Annotated in this window: 17 protein-coding genes; 12 read left to right on the top strand and 5 right to left on the bottom strand. The window is 69.5% G+C overall.

Annotated elements, in window-relative coordinates:
* Window positions 1-39 precede the first annotated feature (39 nt).
* The 11 genes from fbaA (at window position 40) to lysS (ending at window position 11765) form a co-directional block, all read left to right on the top strand.
* On the top strand, window positions 40-1068 hold the full coding sequence (gene fbaA / locus ACTHL4_RS17760) for a class II fructose-bisphosphate aldolase (protein ID WP_440284100.1): 1029 nt from the start codon (window positions 40-42) through the stop codon (window positions 1066-1068).
* A complete protein-coding gene (locus ACTHL4_RS17755; RefSeq protein WP_440284099.1) occupies window positions 1065-1469 on the top strand; it encodes a DUF3151 domain-containing protein in 405 nt (134 codons plus the stop codon). The genes fbaA and ACTHL4_RS17755 overlap by 4 nt, the downstream gene beginning before the upstream one ends.
* Window positions 1470-1481: 12 nt before the next feature.
* Window positions 1482-2435 carry a hypothetical protein gene (locus tag ACTHL4_RS17750; RefSeq protein ID WP_440284098.1) on the top strand — a complete coding sequence of 318 codons (954 nt, stop codon included), beginning with the start codon at window positions 1482-1484 and terminating at the stop codon, window positions 2433-2435.
* 55 nt (window positions 2436-2490) lie between these two features.
* Entirely contained in the window at window positions 2491-3852 is a 1362-nt protein-coding gene (locus tag ACTHL4_RS17745; protein ID WP_440284097.1) for a TerD family protein, read from the top strand.
* Window positions 3853-3920: 68 nt separating this feature from the next.
* A complete protein-coding gene (gene dhaK / locus ACTHL4_RS17740) occupies window positions 3921-4922 on the top strand; it encodes a dihydroxyacetone kinase subunit DhaK (protein WP_440284096.1) in 1002 nt (333 codons plus the stop codon).
* The gene (gene dhaL / locus ACTHL4_RS17735) at window positions 4922-5548 is read left to right on the top strand and encodes a dihydroxyacetone kinase subunit DhaL (protein WP_440284095.1); all 627 of its coding nucleotides are present in this window, start codon (window positions 4922-4924) and stop codon (window positions 5546-5548) included. The genes dhaK and dhaL overlap by 1 nt, the downstream gene beginning before the upstream one ends.
* Complete coding sequence (ptsP, locus tag ACTHL4_RS17730) at window positions 5545-8067, top strand: phosphoenolpyruvate--protein phosphotransferase (protein WP_440284094.1); 2523 nt, start codon at window positions 5545-5547, stop codon at window positions 8065-8067. The genes dhaL and ptsP overlap by 4 nt, the downstream gene beginning before the upstream one ends.
* 55 nt (window positions 8068-8122) lie before the next feature.
* Entirely contained in the window at window positions 8123-9427 is a 1305-nt protein-coding gene (locus tag ACTHL4_RS17725) for an adenylosuccinate synthase (protein ID WP_440284093.1), read from the top strand.
* A 1-nt stretch (window position 9428) separates the two neighbouring features.
* Window positions 9429-9710: a hypothetical protein gene (locus ACTHL4_RS17720; RefSeq protein WP_440284092.1), complete on the top strand. Its 282-nt coding sequence runs from the start codon at window positions 9429-9431 to the stop codon at window positions 9708-9710.
* 81 nt (window positions 9711-9791) lie between these two features.
* Entirely contained in the window at window positions 9792-10001 is a 210-nt protein-coding gene (locus tag ACTHL4_RS17715; RefSeq protein ID WP_440284091.1) for a hypothetical protein, read from the top strand.
* A gap of 24 nt (window positions 10002-10025) precedes the next feature.
* Window positions 10026-11765: a lysine--tRNA ligase gene (gene lysS, locus ACTHL4_RS17710; protein ID WP_440284090.1), complete on the top strand. Its 1740-nt coding sequence runs from the start codon at window positions 10026-10028 to the stop codon at window positions 11763-11765.
* A 5-nt stretch (window positions 11766-11770) separates the two neighbouring features.
* Here lysS and ACTHL4_RS17705 read toward each other — a convergent pair whose 3' ends face one another.
* Both ACTHL4_RS17705 and ACTHL4_RS17700 read right to left on the bottom strand, forming a co-directional pair.
* The gene (locus ACTHL4_RS17705) at window positions 11771-12235 is read right to left on the bottom strand and encodes a nitroreductase family deazaflavin-dependent oxidoreductase (RefSeq protein WP_440284089.1); all 465 of its coding nucleotides are present in this window, start codon (window positions 12233-12235) and stop codon (window positions 11771-11773) included.
* Between the two features lie 67 nt (window positions 12236-12302).
* Window positions 12303-13280, bottom strand: coding sequence for a cation diffusion facilitator family transporter (locus tag ACTHL4_RS17700; protein WP_440284088.1), 978 nt, complete (start codon window positions 13278-13280; stop codon window positions 12303-12305).
* A gap of 84 nt (window positions 13281-13364) precedes the next feature.
* On the opposite strand from ACTHL4_RS17700, the gene ACTHL4_RS17695 reads away from it, so the two are divergent.
* On the top strand, window positions 13365-13727 hold the full coding sequence (locus tag ACTHL4_RS17695) for an ArsR/SmtB family transcription factor (protein ID WP_440284087.1): 363 nt from the start codon (window positions 13365-13367) through the stop codon (window positions 13725-13727).
* 185 nt (window positions 13728-13912) lie between these two features.
* On the opposite strand, the gene ACTHL4_RS17690 is transcribed toward ACTHL4_RS17695, so the two are convergent.
* The 3 genes from ACTHL4_RS17690 to ACTHL4_RS17680 all read right to left on the bottom strand — a co-directional run bounded on the left by ACTHL4_RS17690 (window position 13913) and on the right by ACTHL4_RS17680 (window position 17481).
* Window positions 13913-14197 carry a chorismate mutase gene (locus ACTHL4_RS17690; RefSeq protein ID WP_440284086.1) on the bottom strand — a complete coding sequence of 95 codons (285 nt, stop codon included), beginning with the start codon at window positions 14195-14197 and terminating at the stop codon, window positions 13913-13915.
* Entirely contained in the window at window positions 14194-16398 is a 2205-nt protein-coding gene (locus ACTHL4_RS17685) for a HelD family protein (protein WP_440284085.1), read from the bottom strand. The genes ACTHL4_RS17690 and ACTHL4_RS17685 overlap by 4 nt, the downstream gene beginning before the upstream one ends.
* 66 nt (window positions 16399-16464) lie before the next feature.
* On the bottom strand, window positions 16465-17481 hold the full coding sequence (locus tag ACTHL4_RS17680; RefSeq protein ID WP_440284084.1) for a response regulator transcription factor: 1017 nt from the start codon (window positions 17479-17481) through the stop codon (window positions 16465-16467).
* Window positions 17482-17810: the final 329 nt, after the last annotated feature.

Below are 17810 nucleotides of genomic sequence, written 5' to 3'. Positions count from 1 at the left end.
GGCCGAAGAACGTTCGCCGACGCCTGCAGGAGGGCTTCCATGCCGATCGCGACCCCTGAGAAGTATGCCGAGATGCTCGATCGGGCCAAGAAGGGCGGCTTCGCCTACCCGGCCATCAACGTCTCCAGCAGTCAGACCCTGAACGCCGCGATCAAGGGCTTCGCCGACGCGGGCAGCGACGGCATCATCCAGGTGTCCACCGGCGGGGCGGAGTACTTCTCCGGCCAGGGCGTCAAGAACATGGTGACCGGTGCGCTCGCGTTCTCCGCGTTCGCGCACGAGGTGGCCAAGGCGTATGACGTCTACATCGCACTGCTCACCGACCACTGCCCCAAGGACAAGCTGGTCGGCTTCGTCCGCCCGTTGTTGGCGGCGTCCACCGAGCGGGTCAAGCAGGGTGGGCCGCCCTACTTCCAGTCGCACATGTGGGACGGGTCCGCGGTCGAACTGCACGAAAACCTCCAGATCGCAGAGGAACTGCTCGCCAAGTGCCGCGACGCCAAGATCATCCTGGAGATCGAGGTCGGTGTCGTCGGCGGCGAGGAGGACGGCGTCGAGGGCAAGATCGACGACAAGCTCTACTCCACCCCGGAGGACGCCATCGAGACCGCGAAGGCGCTCGGCACCGGGGACCACGGTTACTACATGACCGCGTTGACCTTCGGCAACGTGCACGGTGTCTACAAGCCGGGCAACGTCAAGCTGCGCCCGGAGGTGCTCAAGAAGGCACAGGCGGCCGTGCACGAGGAGTTCAAGACCGCCGACGACAAGCCCTTCCACCTGGTCTTCCACGGTGGCTCCGGGTCGGATCCCCAGGAGATCGAGGAAGCCGTCTCCTACGGCGTGGTGAAGATGAACGTCGACACCGACACCCAGTACGCCTTCACCCGCCCCATTGCCGGCTGGATGCTCGGCAACTACGAGGGCGTGCTGAAGATCGACGGCGAGGTCGGCAACAAGAAGCAGTACGACCCGCGTGCCTGGGGCAAGGCGGGCGAGGCCGGTATGTCGGCACGTGTCGTCGAGGCATGCGAGAACCTCGGCTCGGCAGGGAAGCACTCGAAATGAGCGAGAACCTCCTCGGCATACCCGAGACGAAACTGCCTGTCGATCCGGCGAGTTCACCCTTGGACCAGGGCGTGGACCCGCGTGACGTCGCACGGTCCTACCCGAGCTCGTCGCTCGTCTGGGCGAGCCTCGCCGAGGACGCGATGGCCGACGGTGACGTGATCGAGAGCTACGCCTTCGCGCGCACCGGCTATCACCGCGGCCTCGACGCGCTGCGCCGCTCCGGCTGGCGCGGGCAGGGGCCGGTGCCGTGGGAGCACGAGCCCAACCGCGGGTTCCTGCGGGCGCTCGCGGCCCTGGCGAAAGCAGCCGGTGAGATCGGCGAGACCGACGAGCAGCGCCGGTGCGCCGACTTCCTGCGCGACTCGTCGGCGACCGCCGCACGCGAACTGGGCCTGTAGGGGACCGACCCGATGGACGGCCGGCTGGGCGTGCTCGGCGTCGGAGCGCAGGGCGAAGAGCTCTACCGGCACGTGCTGCGCTCACCCGGCCTGACCCTGGCAGCACACGTCGCGCAACTGGGGTGGACCGACTACGAGGCCGAGCACGCCATCGAGCAACTGCGCGCCCGGCGGCTGGTGCGGCTGACCGATCTCGGCGAAGTCGTCGCCGACCATCCGCGGGCCGCCCTGGAGCGGGTGGTCAGTGCGGAGGAAGCACGGCTCGCCACCCGTCGCCAGGACCTTGCCCGGGTGCGCGACGCGATCGACAGCTTCGTCACCGATCACCGTGCGGGGCAAGAGCTTTCGACCTCCGATCAGCCGTTGCGCGAGCGGGTCGACCAGGCAGTGTTGACCTCGGTGCACGAGCACCTGGTCGCCTCGACCGTCGGCGTCATACGCCAGGCCTGCGCGGGTGCGCCGCGTGCGCTGGACGACTACCCAACCGTTCGGCAACAGCTGGGTTCCGGACGCGAGCAGCGGACGCTGTATCTGCCCGAGCCGCTCCACGAGCACGCGGCCGCGGTCGCCGGCTGGGCGGCGCTCGGTGAGCAGCAGCGGGTCGCCGGTGCGCTGCCGTCGGAGTTCGTGGTCTTCGGCGACGAAGCCGCGATCGGGACGACCGAGTGGGGCCGGGGTGGCGGCGACTACGTCCTGCTGCGCGACCCGATGGTCGTCGCCGCCTTCATCGAGCTCTTCGACCGGTTGTGGGCGGCCGCCGCACCCACCGGACACGCCGACGACTCGTCCGGCACCGCGCTGATCGACTGGATGCAGCAAGGCCTCACCGACGAGGCGATCGCTCGCGCGATGGGCATCTCGCTGCGCACGGTGCGCCGGCGCATCGCCGCGCTGATGAGCGAGCACGACGTCAGCACCCGCTTCCAGCTCGCCCTGCGCATCGCGGAACGCCGCCACAAGTCCTGACGTCGCTTCACCGAACGCCGTCGGCAGGCCGGCCACGCATGTGAGGATGAACTGTATGAGCGAGTTGACCAAGGGCTCGAACACACCACTCGACGCCGGCCGGGTCCGGATCACCCTGCACTGGAGTACCGGGCCAGGTGTGCCCGACGTCGATGCCTCGGCGCTGTTGCTGGGGGAGAGCGGCAAGGTCGGCTCGGACGACGACTTCGTCTTCTACAACCAGCCGGGGCACCCGAGTGGCGCGGTACGCCATCTCGGCAAGCAGCCCGGCGCCGACGCGCTCGAGGTCGACCTGACCCAGCTGCCACCGGACACCGCCAGGGTGGTGCTGGCCGCGTCGGCCGACGGAGGCGCCTTCGGCCAGGTGCCCGACCTGCGGCTGGTCGCGTCCGACGCCGCCTCCGGCGAGGAGTTGGCGACCTTCGCGATGAGCGCCGAGAACGAGACCGCCTTCGTCAGCGGAGAGCTCTACCGGCGCGGGGGACAGTGGAAGCTGCGCGCCATCGGACAGGGCTACAGCTCCGGACTGGCCGGACTGGCAACCGATTTCGGCATCGCAGTGGACCAGCCGCCACCGGCTGCCGACCCTGCCGTGCCGCTCCCCCCGGCGCCGATGCCCGCCGCGCCGCCGCCGAGTCCGCCACCGGTCGGCATGCCGGGCATCGCGCCGCAGGGTGTCCCGTCGGCGCCGATGCCGACGACCGGTCTGCCGATGCCACCACCGCCGCCGACCCAACCGGCCCCGCCGCACCAGCCGCCCCCACCCACGCAGCCGCCCCCGCCCACGCAGCCGCCGGCACCGCCGGGTGGGCAGCGGCCGGGCACCCCGGGGGTCGTCAACCTCGACAAGGGGCGCGTCGACCTGACCAAGAAGGCCAGGGTCGACCTCACCAAGACCGGCGCTCCGCCGCTGGCGAAGGTCACCATGGGCCTGGGCTGGGACCCGGCACCGGGACGCGGCAAGATCGACCTGGACGCATCGGTCATCGCGTACGACGGCTCCGGGAAGAAGCTGGAGATCGTCTGGTTCATGCACAAGCGGGAGTTCGGCGGCGCCATCCAGCACACCGGTGACAACCTCACCGGCGCCGGTGAGGGCGACGACGAGCAGATCAAGGTCGACCTGCTCGCCATCCCACCGCAGGTGAACACCCTCGTCTTCACCATCAATTCGTTCAGCGGTCAGAAGTTCACCGACATCCGCCGCGCCTTCTGCCGGCTGGTCGACGATGCGACCGGCCAGGAGCTGGTCCGCTTCGACCTGTCCGACTCACAACCGGCGACCGGTGTGCTGATGGCGGCGATGCGCCGCACCGGGCCACAGAGCTGGCAGATGCGCGCCATCGGTGACTTCCACGACGGCCGCACCGTCAAGAAGTTGGTCAAGCCCGCCACCGAGCACGCCCTGGCTCCCTGACCTGACTTCTCGGGCGACTCGTCGGCTGACTCCTTGTCGGCGGACCGGAAGAGTGGTCGGATGAGGAGATGAAGAAGCTCATCAACGATCCGGCGGACGTCGTGTCCCAAGCGTTGCTCGGTGTGGAAGCCGCCCACGCCGACCGGCTGCGCGTCGATCACGAGCACAAGGTGATCTTCCGCAAGGACGCGCCACGTCCCGGCAAGGTCGGTCTCGTCTCCGGGGGTGGCTCGGGCCACGAGCCGATGCACGGCGGGTATGTCGGCCTCGGCATGCTGGACGCCGCCTGCTGCGGTGAGGTCTTCACCTCGCCGGTGCCGGACCAGATGCTCGCGGCGACCTCCGGCGTCGACGGCGGCGCCGGTGTGCTGCACATCGTGAAGAACTACACCGGCGACGTGATGAACTTCGAGATGGCGGCCGAGCTGGCCGCCGAGAGCGGGGCCCGAGTGCGGTCGGTGGTCGTCGACGACGACGTCGCCGTCCAGGACAGCCTCTACACCGCGGGCCGACGCGGCGTGGGCACCACGGTGCTGCTGGAGAAGCTCGTCGGAGCCGCCGCCGAGAGTGGCCGCTCCCTCGACGAGGTGGCCGAACTCGCCGACCACGTCAACTCGGTCGGCCGCAGCATGGGGCTCGCGCTCACCTCCTGCACGGTGCCGTCCGCGGGCAAGCCCACCTTCGAGCTGGGCGAGGACGAGATGGAGCTGGGCATCGGCATCCACGGTGAGCCCGGCCGCAAGCAGGTCCCCATGGCGTCGGCAGCCGAGGCGGCCCAGCAGCTGGTCGACCCGATCCTCGCCGATCTGCCGTATGGCACAGGGGATTCGGTGATCGCGATGGTCAACGGGATGGGTGGCACCCCGCTGATCGAGCTCTACCTGATGTATGGCGAAGTGCACCGCCTGCTCGAGCAGGCGGGCATCACCGTCGCACGGTGCCTGGTCGGCAACTACATCACCTCGCTGGAGATGGCCGGGTGCTCCGTCACTCTCGTCAAGGCCGATGACGAGCTGGTCGACCTGTGGGATGCCCCGGTCAACACCCCGGGCCTGCGGTGGGGAATCTGATGGCGGACGTCGTCGAAACCAGCCAGTTCATCGAATGGATGCGGCGCTACGCCAGCGCCATACATGACAACGCCAATTATCTGACCGAGCTCGACTCGGCGATCGGCGACGCCGATCACGGCAGCAACATGGACCGTGGCATGGCAGCAGTCGTCAAGGCTCTCGACGCGGGTGAATTCGACTCCGCGACAGACGTTTTCAAGAAGGTCGGGATGACCCTCGTCAGCTCCGTGGGTGGGGCGAGCGGGCCGCTCTACGGCACGTTCTTCCTCCGGCTCGCCGGCAAACTCGCCGAGGACGAGATCGATGCGGCGGCGCTCGGCGCCGCGCTGCACGCCGGCGTCGAGGGGATCGTCCAGCGCGGCAAGGCCGAGGTGGGCGACAAGACGATGATCGACGCCTGGATGCCGGCGCTCGAGGCGTATGACGCCGCACAGTCCGACGGCGTCGGCGCGGCGCTGCGGGCTGCGGCAGAGGCGGCGGCGCAGGGTCGTGACACGGCGACCGACCTGGCCGCGCGCAAGGGTCGGGCGAGCTATTTGGGGGAGCGCAGCGCGGGCCATCAGGACCCCGGTGCCACCTCCACCGTGCTGTTGCTCGACGCCGCCGTGGACACGCTGGCTTGAGCAGCAGACCCATGGTCGGCATCGTCATCGTCTCGCACAGCCGCGCCCTCGGCGAAGCGGTCGCTGAGCTGGCCAGGGAGATGGCCGGTGGGTCGGACGCCCCGCCGATAGCGGTGGCCGCCGGACTCGACGAGGACACGTTCGGCACCGATGCCACTGCGGTCGCGGCGGCCATCGAGGAGGCAGGCGCCGAGGACGCCGCCGTGCTGGTGCTGGTCGACATCGGCAGTTCGGTGCTCAGCGCCGAAATGGCGTGTGAACTCATCGATCCCGAACTGGCCGAGCGCGTGCGGATCTCCGCCGCGCCGCTGGTGGAGGGGATCGTCCCGGCCATTGTGTCGGCGGCCTCCGGCGCGGGGCTGGACGAGGTCGCCGGTGAGGCTGAGGAGGGGCTCGATGCGAAGCGGGCGCATCTGGACACCGGTAAACCACGTCGGTCGAGTAGCGACGAAGGAGCGTATCGAGACCACCGAGCGTCCCTTGGTCTCGATACGCAGCCTCGTTCGTCGGCTGCTACTCGACCAGCGGTCGTCGACATCGTCATCACCGATCCGCACGGACTGCATGCGCGACCCGCGGCAAAGCTGGTCGCGCTCGTCCGCTCGTATGACGCCGAGGTGACGCTCGCCGACCTCGGTAGCGATGCCGGACCGGTGCCGGCGACCAGCCTGAGCAAGGTGGCCACGCTGAACGCCGGCCAGGGCGCCCGACTTCGGGTGAGCGCCGCCGGCCCACAGGCGAGCGAAGTCCTGGCGGCCGTGCGTGACCTCGCGGATCGCGACTTCGAGGACGACACCACGGCCAGCGGCAGCACGGGCAGCGCCCCGGACGCGGCGCCGCCCGCCGCCGAAGGGTCCGGGCTGGATGCCGCGCTCGGCCCGGCGCACGTCTTGCGAGGTGCAGTGGATCTGCAGGACTACCAGGCGGGTTCGGAGCGCGAGGAGCAGGATCGGTCCGACCGGGCGGTGGCCGCGGTGGTGGACCACATCCGCCGCCAGCAACAGGGGAGCGATGCCGCCGCCGCAGACATCCTCGGCGCGCACCTCGTGCTGCTCCAGGACGACGCGATGCTCGCCGACGTCGCGGACCGCATCGAGCGCGGCAGAACGGCGCCCGAGTCGTGGCAGGCAGTGCTCCAAGAGCTCGCAGCGGACTTCGAAGGACTCACCGACGCCTACCAACGGGCCCGCGCCCAGGACGTACGAGCCATCGAGCGGCAGGTGCTCCAGGCGCTGGCGCACGGGCCGGAATCCTTGGATCGCCAGGCCGTTCCGGACGGCGCGGTGCTGGTCGTCGATGAACTGGACCCCGCCACAGCTGCTGGGCTGGACGCGTCACGACTGGCCGGCATCGTCACCGTCTGCGGCGGCAGCACGGGGCACGGAGTCATCGTGGCGCGCTCGCGCGGCATACCGATCTACACCGACGGCGGCGACGTCGCGGCCGCCGTGCAGGACGACATGATCGTCGGATTCGACGCGACCACCAGGCAACTCGTCGTCGATCCGGACCCGGCGCAGCGGGATCGACTGACCGCGACCCTCGCGGGGCGACGAGCAGGTGCGGAGGAGGCCGCCCGCCGGGCGACGGAGCTGGCGCTCACCACGGACGGAGCCCGGGTCCGGGTCGGCGCCAACCTGACCAGTGAGGCCGACGCGGCAGCCGCCGCCGCCCACGGGGCGGAGGGCTGCGGGCTGCTGCGGACCGAGATCCTCTTCGGCGCGCTGACGCACCCGCCGTCGGCGACCGATCAGACCACCACGTTCAGTGCGATCGGCCGAACGCTCGGGGCGGAGCCGGTGACGATCCGGACCTGGGACGTCGGCGGCGACAAGCCCTTGGCGTTCCTGCCGGGTCCGCGGGAGGCCAATCCCATGCTCGGTGTGCGGGGGCTGCGGTTGATGCGCGAGCACCAGCAGCTGTTCGACGAACAATTGCTGGCCGTGTGCGGGGCCGCCGAACACGGGCCGGTGCGGGTGATGTTCCCGATGGTCACCTCCCGCGACGAGGTCGACTGGGCGCTGGGCCGACTGGCCGCGGCACGGGCGATGGTCGGCACACCCGAGCTCCAGATCGGCATCATGATCGAGGTGCCGGCGGCGGCGCTGCGCGTCGCCGAACTCGCTGACGGTCTTGACTTCGTGAGCATCGGCACCAACGACCTGACCCAATACACGCTCGCCGCCGACCGGGGCAATGCCGGCGTCAGCGACGTCGCCGACAGCCTGGATCCCGCTGTCCTGCAACTGATCGGACGGGTCGTCGACGAGGTGCCCGAGGGGGTGGACGTCGGTGTCTGTGGCGATCTCGCGAGCCAGGTCGACGCCGTCCCGCTGCTGATCGGACTCGGCATACGCGAGCTGAGCGTGGTCGGCCCGATGATCCCGCGTGTCAAGCAGGCGGTCCGCCATACGAATGCCGCGGGCGCGCGCCGGCTGGCGGAGCAGGCGCTGCGCGCATCCTCGGCGCAGGCCGTGCGGGAGTTGCTCGCCGACCCCGGTAGCCTGAGACACTGCTGACGACGAGCAGCCCGTCCCGGTCACTGCTCACCACCGACCGGATAGGGGCAGCAGCATGCCAGCGATCGTGCTCGTGGGCGCCCAGTGGGGCGATGAGGGCAAGGGCAAGGCGACCGACCTCCTGGGCGACCGCATCGACTATGTCGTGAAGTTCAACGGCGGCAACAACGCCGGCCACACCGTGGTCATCGAGCAACCCGACGGCAGCCGGGAGAAGTACGCACTGCACCTGCTGCCCAGCGGGATCCTGTCGCCGGGCGTCACCCCTGTCATCGGCAACGGCGTCGTGGTCGACCTGGGCGTGCTCTTCGAGGAGATCGAGGGCCTCGAGCAGCGCGGCATCGACACCTCGGCGCTGCGGGTCAGCGGCAACGCGCACGTGATCGCCGAATACAACCGGGTGCTGGACAAGACGGTCGAGCGGTTCCTGGGCTCCCGCAAGATCGGCACGACCGGCCGAGGCATCGGCCCGACCTACGCGGACAAGATGAACCGCACCGGCATCCGGGTGCAGGACATCTTCGACGAGTCGATCCTGCGGCAGAAGGTCGAGGCCGCGCTCGAGGTCAAGAACCAGATCCTGGTCAAGCTCTACAACCGCCGCGAGATCCCGGTCGACGAGGTCGTCGACGAGCTCCTGTCGTATGCCGACCGGCTGCGCCCGATGGTCGCCGACAGCTCGCTGGAGATCGGCCACGCCCTCGACGAGGGCAAGGTCGTGCTGTGCGAGGCCGGCCAGGCGACGCTGCTGGACGTCGACCACGGCACCTACCCCTACGTCACCTCGTCCAACGCGACCGCGGGCGGCGCGTGCACCGGCGCCGGCATACCGCCCACCCGCATCGACCGCGTCATCGGCATCTTCAAGGCCTACACCACCCGCGTCGGTGAGGGCCCGTTCCCGACCGAACTGACGGGCGACTCAGGCGAATTCCTGCGCAAGACCGGCGCCGAGTTCGGGGTCACCACCGGCCGTCCCCGCCGTTGCGGCTGGATCGACACGGTCATCGGCCGCTACGCCTACCGCATCAACGGCGTCACCGACTTCGTGCTCACCAAGCTGGACGTGCTGTCCGGGCTGGAGAAGGTCCCGGTCTGTGTCGCGTATGACGTCGACGGCGTCCGCCACGACGAGATGCCGGCTGACCAGACGGCCTTCCACCACGCCAAGCCCATCTACGAAGAGCTGCCCGGCTGGTTCGAGGACATCTCGCAGTGCCGCACCTGGGAGGAGCTACCGGCCACCTGCCGCGCCTACGTCGAGTTCGTCGAGGAGCGCATCGGCGCTCGCATCTCGGTGATCGGCGTCGGCCCGGGCCGGTCCGAGGTCATCGTGCGGCACGACCAGCTCGAGGACTGAGGTGCTCCCGGAGGTCGCTGCCCGGTTGGCCACCCGCACCATCAGCGGCAAGACGCCGCCGCTGGCCTTCCGGATCACCCTGTGGTTGCTGGTCGTCTTCTTCCTCGGCGTGGCGGTGGCCGCGGCGATCACCTGGTGGCGGCTGCGCCGGCAGGTGCAGCAGCTACCCGCCGGCGAGGAACAACAGGCCAAGCGCGGCCGCGCGGGCTGCCTGATGGCCGGCGCGGTGCCGGCGCTGCTGTTCGGTCTCTTCCTGCTGGACTGGGCGATCCAGGTCAGCTGAGACGTCACGCGCTCCTGGGAAAATGCCGTCCGCTGTGGGACGCTGGACGGGCGCCATACCCCGAGGTTCTGGGGAGGACTCATGGATGAGCACGACCGCGGGCTCGAACTCGAGCCACCACTGCCGGACGACGCACGCCGCAAAGGACTGACACCCGTGGTCGCGCCGGGTCTGCAGTTCGCCAGCTCGCTGCGCGCCGACAAGCGCTCGCACCGGATCATCGCCTGGCTCGCACTGGGGCTGATCGCAGTCTTCGTGATGGTGTGCGCCGGGACGGTGCTCGGCGGCTGAGCGGCGCCCGTAAACTGATCGGTCGTGACTGATCAGCAGCTTGACGACTGGGTGTCCCGACTCGCCGACGAGACCATCGCCGACGCGCAGGCCAAGGGCACCAAGGTCGTGTGCGCCTCCGGCATCTCGCCGTCCGGGCCGATCCACCTGGGCAATCTGCGCGAGGTGATGACGCCGCACCTGGTCGCCGACGAGATCCGCCGCCGCGGCATCGAGGTCGAGCACATCATCAGCTGGGACGACTTCGACCGCTTCCGCAAGGTGCCCAGCATCCCCGGTGTCGATAGCTCCTGGGAGCAGCACATCGGCAAGCCGCTGACCGATGTGCCGCCGCCGCACGGATCGACCGCGACCAGCTGGGCGGAGCACTTTCGCGACCAGCTGGAGCGCAGCCTCACCGAGCTGGGCATCACCTACCGCGGCATCAGCCAGACCGGGCAGTACCTCTCCGGCGCCTACACCGAGCAGATCATCTTCGCGATGTCGCAGCGCGCCGAGATCGACAAGGTGCTGGACCAGTACCGCACGCTCGGCCCGCAGAAGGCCAAGAAACCGGCGAAGCTGTCCGAGGAGGAAGCCGCCGCGGCGGCCGAGGCCGAAGAGGGATCCGGCGCGGCCGCCGAGGACGACGGACGCGGCGCCACCGGCTACTACCCCTACAAGCCCTACTGCACCGAGTGCGGCACCGACTTCACCACCGTCACCGCGTATGACGATGCCACCACCTCGCTGACCTACACGTGTCGCTGCGGCCACACCGAGACGGTCAACCTGCGCGAGTTCCGGCGCGGCAAGCTGGTGTGGAAGGTGGACTGGCCGATGCGCTGGTCCTACGAGAAGGTCACCTTCGAGCCCTCCGGGGTCGACCACCAGTCGCCGGGGTCGTCATACGTCGTGGGCAAGGAACTCGCGCCGATGTTCGGCTGGGAGCGGCCGCTCGGGCCGATGTATGCCTTCGTCGGCATCAAGGGCATGGCCAAGATGTCGTCGTCGCGTGGCGGCGTGCCGACGCCCAGTGACGCGTTGCAGATCATGGAGCCGCAGTTGCTGCGCTGGCTCTACGCTCGGCGCAAGCCGGCGCAGTCCTTCAGCGTCGCCTTCGACGCCGAGGTCGAGCGGATGTATGACGAGTGGGACTCCCTCGCCAGGAAGGTCGCCGCCGGGAAGGGCCAAGCCGGTGACGTGGCGGCATACACACGGGCCTCGTCCAGTGCAGCCGGGTCGCTGCGCGAGACCCCGCGGCCGGTGTCCTACCGCACGCTCGCCTCGATCGTCGACATCACCACCGGTGACGCGGACCAGACATTGCGGATCGTCAGCGCGCTCGACACCGACCCGGTGGAGTCGCTGGACCAGCTGCGGCCGCGGCTGACCTGCGTCGAGCACTGGGTGGCGACGCAGATGTCCGACGACGAGCGCACGGTGGTGCGGTCGGCCGCGGACGTCGAGCGACTCGGCGCGCTGACCGACCAGGAGCGCGATGCATTGCGAATGCTGTTGGACGGCAAGGACGCTCAGCTGCCCAGGCTGGAGGACGCCTGGTCGCTCGACGGGCTGACTCACCAGGTGTACGGAGTGCCCAAGGTGCAACGCGGGCTGGCCGCCGACCAGATCGTCAAGGGTGACAAGGAGCTCGGCGCGGCGCAGCGGCAGTTCTTCAAGCTGCTCTACAACCTGTTGGTCGACAAGGACACCGGTCCGCGGCTGCCGACGCTGCTGCTGGCGGTTGGGGCCGAGCGGGTGCGGACTCTGCTCGGCGGCTGAGCGTTCTATCGGCGGTCGAGTCCAAGCTCCACCATCGGCAACTCGGTGACCTGCCCGCTGACGGCTTCCTCGATGACGCTTCGCAGTCGACGCCATGCGTGCGGGTGCGCCCGCTGATATTCCTGCAGGATGGCCGCGGACTCGGCGGCACCCATCAGCCGGGCCTGTGCGGGGACGCGTCGTGCTCTTCCGATACTGACTGCGCAGCTGCCGTTGGCCCGGAGGTTTCGGTACCACTGGGCGCGCTCGCCGAAGCCGCTGACCACAACGATCACGTCGGAATCCGGTCGGGAGACCACTTCAAGGCAGACGTAGCGGGGACGTCCGGAACGCCGGCCGATGTGCTCCAGCATCAGGACGCGGCCGCCGAGGAGCCATCCCAAACCATGGCGGTAGAGCCAGATCGGGGCGCGCACGCATCGGCGGTTCTGTAGCAGGCGTGCGCCAACCCTGTCCACGAGCGAGGCCATTTGACGACCCTACGCTGATCCCATTCTCCGGTGCGGCGACCGGTTTCGATACACCCCCCGCTTGAACTCAGTGCGTGCCGGGTTCGTGGGCGGAGTGACTAGTCGGCTCGAGTTGGAACGTCGAGTGCTCCACGTCGAAGTGCCCCTGCAGACACGCCTGCAGGTAGTCCAGCAGCTGCGGCGCGTGGCCGTCGGCGAAGCACTCGTCCTCCACGACCACGTGCACCGACACCGCCGGCAGGTCGGAGGTCACCGTCCTGACGTGCAGGTCGTGAACGGCCCGAACATGCTGTGTTTCCAGCAGATGCGTGCTCAGTGAATCCAGGTCGACGTTGCGCGGTGCGCCTTCCAGCAGGATGCGACCACTGTCCCGGAGCAGGCCCCAGGCGGCATACAGCATGAGGGCGACGACGACCAGGGACGCGATCGGGTCGGCGCGCGTCCAGCCGGTCAGGAGTATGACGACGCCGGCGACGACGGTGCCGATGAAGCCGTAGAGGTCGGTCAGGATGTGCTGGTAGGCGCCCTCGACGTTGAGGCTCGAGCGGTTGGCCCGCGCCAGCAGCCAGGCGGCGGCGATGTTGACCACGACGCCCACCAGGGCGACCGCCACGACCGCGCCGCCCTCGACCTCCGGCGGATGGACGAGCCGGCGGATCGCCTCGAACGCCACGATGCCCGACACCACGAGCAGCGTGACGCCATTACCTGCGGCGGACAGGATCTCGGCACGTTTCCAGCCGAACGTCCAACTGCCGCGGGCGGGTTGGGCGGCCAAGTGCATGGCCCACAGGGCCGCCCCGATCGCTCCCACATCGCTGAGCATGTGTCCGGCGTCCGAAAGCAGCGCCAGGGACCCGGACAGGAACGCCACCACGACCTCGGCGACCATGAAGGCGCCGAGGAGCGCGAGTGCCCCGACGAGATACCGGCGGTCGGCGTTGATGCTGACACCGTGACTGTGGCCACCGTGGCCACCATCGGGTGCAGCCGTCTTCGGCTGCGGGCCGGGCTCGCCACCGCACAGTGGTGTCGGGTCGGTCATGGTCGCCTCACGGGAGAATGATTGTGGGTCTCATTATCGTCATATGCGCAGTTGCGAATATATGAACAACTATAGTCGATCGTCATGGCAGCGAAGAGGCGGGAGAGGACGGCGGTGAACACCGGAGAGCCGGCGGGGCGGCATACCGAGGAATTGTCCGTCGAGCAGGTCGATGCGGCCGTCACGGCGTTCGGGTTGCTCGCCGATGCCACCCGGGTGCGCATGCTGTGGGCGCTGCGCGATGCCGAACTCGACGTCGCGACGCTGGCCGACATCGCGGGATGTCGCCCGACCGTGGCCAGCCAGCACCTGGCCAAGCTGCGGCTCGCCGGACTGGTCGTGGGCGAGCGGGACGGCCGCCGGGTGGTCTACCGGTTGCAGGACGCGCACCTGCGGGCGCTGCTCACCGAGGCACTCTTCCACGCCGACCACCAGGTCAGCGACTGAGTCGCGGCCGTGCCATTACCGAGCGGACAACAAACACACCGAGCGGACACGAATACTCGCCGGTAGGCCGCGATTTTTCCTGTCCGCTCGATCGTTTTGTGTCCGCTCGGTGTGAAAGTGGGGGAGCGGACCCGGCGGACCCGGCGGACTCAGCGGAGCCAGGGGAGTCAGCCGGTCTCGCCGACTCAGCCGGACTCGCGGATGCGCTCGTGGTGGTGGATGACCTCGTCGATCACGAACCGCAGGAACTTCTCGCTGAACTCCGGATCGAGGCCGGATCCGGTTGCCAGCGTTCGCAACCGGGCGATCTGTTGCTCCTCGCGGGCCGGGTCCGCCGGTGGCAGCTCGTGGGTCGCCTTGTATTCGCCGACCGCCTGGGTGATGCGGAAGCGTTCGGCGAGGATATGGATCAGCGCAGCGTCGAAGTTGTCGATGGAGCGGCGGTATGCCTCGAGTCGTTCGTCCGTCATACGTCGTGCACCTCCAGGACTGTCATGCGGTGAGCGGCGCGGGTCAGGGCGACATACAACACCCTTGCGCCGCCGGGGGATTCGGCGATGATCTCCTCGGTGTCGACCACGACGGTGGCGTCGTGCTCGAGGCCCTTGGTCGACATCGGGTCGACCAGGACCACCCGGTCGGACGCTTCCTGTGGCACCTCGGCCAGCAGCCGGCGGTGACGCTCGGGGGAGATGATCGCGATGCTGCCCTCGACCTCCTCGAGCAGACTCTTCACGGCTCCGCGCACGTCGTCGACAAGGGTGTCGGGTGACGAGGTGAGCTGGACCGGATCGATCCCGGTCTCCCGGACGGCGTGCGGGATGTCGGCATCCGGCACGACCGGCAGGATGCGTGTCGCCGCATAGTCGAAGATCTCACGGGCGTTGCGGTAGTTGGTGTCCATGTGGAAGCGCCGCCGCTGCTTGTTGCCGAACGCCTCGTCGCGTGCGGTGACAGCTTCGTCGGCCAGCGGCCACGAGCTCTGTGCGGCGTCACCGACGACCGTCCAGGAGGCGTAGCGGCCGCGACGGCCGAGCATCCGCCACTGCATCGGCGACAGGTCCTGTGCCTCGTCGACCAGCACGTGAGCGTAGTCGTCGGACCGCGAGACCTTCCCGGTCAGCAGCCGCTCACGCGGGTCTGCCGGGGTGACCTGGTAACCGACCTGGTCGGCCCGGAAGCCTTGCTGCGGGCCGGGTTCGGCGACTCCGAGTGAGTCCAGCTCCTCGATCTCGTAGAACCCGCGCTCCTCGCGCGGTGCGTCCGGGACGACCCCGACCCGGGAGAGCACGTCGTCGACCAGGCCCACGTCGGCGACCGACCAGGTGCCCTCGGCCAGCGCCACCCGCATCGAGTCGCGCAGCAGGGCGGTCTGCTCCGCCGAGAGGATGCCGTGCGTGTATGACGCGACGCGCTCCTCGTCGGCGAGCCACAGCAGCACCTCGCGCGGGTCGGTCGGCCGCCACCAGTCGCGCACGAACGCCTCGACCTCGCGGTGATCGATGAATCGGTCGATGAACTCAGGCTTCTCGCCGGTGTTGACCTGCCGCCAAGCGGCTTCGGCCAACGCAGCGGTCGCCGCGTCGGCGGCCGCGTTGTGCTGGTGGTGGCGCAGCACCTGGCGCCGGATGCGCAACAACTCCGGGGCGTCGATGCGGATCGGCTGGCCGTCGACCATGACCCGCAACTGGGTCGCCGCGTCCGGCGCGATGTCCCGTGCGGCCCGGCCGAGGACCTGCCGGATGCGGGTCGAGCCCTTGACCTCGGCCGCAGCGGGGGAGTCCAGGCGAGTGGCCGTCATACCCTCGACGAGGTCGCCGAGCGAGCGCAGCGTGACGCTGTCCTCGCCGAGGGAGGGCAGCACCCGCTCGATGTAGGCGGTGTATGCCGCGGACGGCCCGACCACCAGGATGCCGCCGGCCTCGAACTTGCGTCGCTGCGAGTAGAGCAGGTATGCCGCCCGGTGCAACGCGACAACCGTCTTGCCGGTGCCGGGGCCGCCGGTGATCTCCGTGACGCCGGAGCTGTCGGCACGGATGGCCTCGTCCTGATGCCGCTGGATGGTGGCGACGATGTCACGCATGCGAGCTCCGCGGGAGCGAGTCAGCGCCGCCATCAGCGCACCGTCGCCGACGATCACCATGCCCTCGGGCGCCTCCGGCACCATCAGATCGTCCTCGACGCCGAGCACCCGGGAGTCGCGGCAGCGCAGCACCCGGCGGCGCACCACGCCCTGCGGCTCGACCGGTGTCGCCCGGTAGAACGGTGCGGCGGCGGGTGCGCGCCAGTCGATGACCAGCGGCTCATAGGTGTCGTCGCGCACGCCGAGACGGCCGATGTAGCGAACCTCGCGGGTGTCGCCGTGCTCGTCGGGCTTGTCGTGCTCCAGGTCGAGACGGCCGAAGACGAGGCCTTCGTACTGCGTCTGCAGGCTCTGCCGCCGGCGTCCGGCGTTGAAGACCAGCGCGTCGCGTTCGAAGAGTCCGGTGATCTCCTCCTCCCGCGCCTCCCCGGTGCGGTCGGTGCGGCCGCGGGCCAGCCCCTCCGCCTCCACGAGTGCGGCCCGCTCGCCGGCCTTGGTCAACTCGGCGTAAACCTGGTCGACGTGCGCCTGCTCGGCGGCGATCTCCGCTGCGACGGCGGGCGACACCCCGGATCGGTCAGCGCTCACAAGGCCCCCATGAGATGAGTGACGACACACTGCGAATGCAGCGAATCGCCAAGTCTAATAGGACAGTCAGATCAGACCCTGCCGGGCGGCGAGCACCCCGGCCTGGAAGCGGGTGGTCGCATTGAGCCGGTCCAGCAGGACCCGCACCCGTCGCTCGACGGTGCGGGACGAGATGCCCAGCTGGCGGGCGATCGCCGCGTCCGAGACGCCACCGGCCATCAGGCGCAGGATGCTCCGGTCACGCGGTTCCAGGTGGTCGCTGTCCGAGGCTGGGGTGGTCGCCGGCAGCCACGGTGTGCCCAGTTGCCAGGCGAATTCGAGCACCGCCCGCACCCGTCCCCCGCCCGCGGCGCGGTTGAGCAGGATGCCCACCGGGGCCCCGCCGTCGTCGCCGAGATCGATCATCGCCAACCCCTCGTCGTTGACGGCGCCGGTGAACGGCAGGCCACTGGTGAGCCGTATGACGTCACCGGCATCGACCCGGGCCTGCATGATCTCCAGCACGTCGGGCTCCGGCAGCAGCGCCGGATCGATGTCGAGCCGCACGTCGAGCGGCTCGCCCCGGCTGTTGAGGAACGGCGTGGTCGAGATCGGCCGGGGTGCCTCGAGCAGATAGCGCGACAGCGGCGAGTCCACCCGACTGGACAACACCCACTCCTGGGCCGTGGTGGTGACCTGGTGCAACGCCTCCGCGACGTCCACCAGCGACTCGAGCAGCACCACGCCGGACGTGGCGTCGGTGCGGTCGGCCGCCCGCGAACGCAGGTAGACCCGCGACATGGCCTGCGCGGTCGTGCGCACCATCCGGGCGCGCGCTTCCAACTGCGCTGCGAAGGCCGGCATCGCGACGTCCGGAGGAACCACCGACCAGGTGCTGCCGTCGACCGGCTGGATCATCCGGCGGTGCTCCAGGACCGGTAGCAACCGGTCCAGCTGTTGCGACGAGAATCCTTGGCTGCGCAGGGAATCGCGCGTCGGGTGACGCGTCTCGAGCAGTGCCAGATAGAGCGGTGCGACCTCTTCGTCCGCGGGGTCGAGCGCGTCGCTCGGGATGGCTGTTGCGGAGGTGCGGCGTTTGGCCACGGACGGTCACTCCTCGGGCGGCGTCCAGCCGGCGTTCAGGGCGGACGGTGCGGTATGACGGGGTGGGGATGCAGTGAGTATGTCGGATCTCCGACATTGGCGACAGTCCGACAGGAACCGATTCACAAGATCGGCGTGCGCATGTCATAGTGGGTTCAACGACCTCGTGTCGTGACGAACGCGGAAGCGTCGCCGAGTCCCCCTCCGGCTGACCCTGTGTTCGTTGGTGGGCCCCTTCCCGGGAGACCTCCCCCCTGACTTTCGGGAAGGGCCCACCGCCATACGACCCCACGAAGTTTCTCCCCGCTCGCTCCTCCGAATGCTTCGCG

This window comes from Flexivirga sp., assembly GCF_051955415.1.
In the GTDB taxonomy this organism is placed as follows: domain Bacteria; phylum Actinomycetota; class Actinomycetes; order Actinomycetales; family Dermatophilaceae; genus Flexivirga.
The sequence above is the reverse complement of the archived record's forward strand: the minus strand, read 5'-3'. Positions and strand labels throughout refer to the sequence as shown.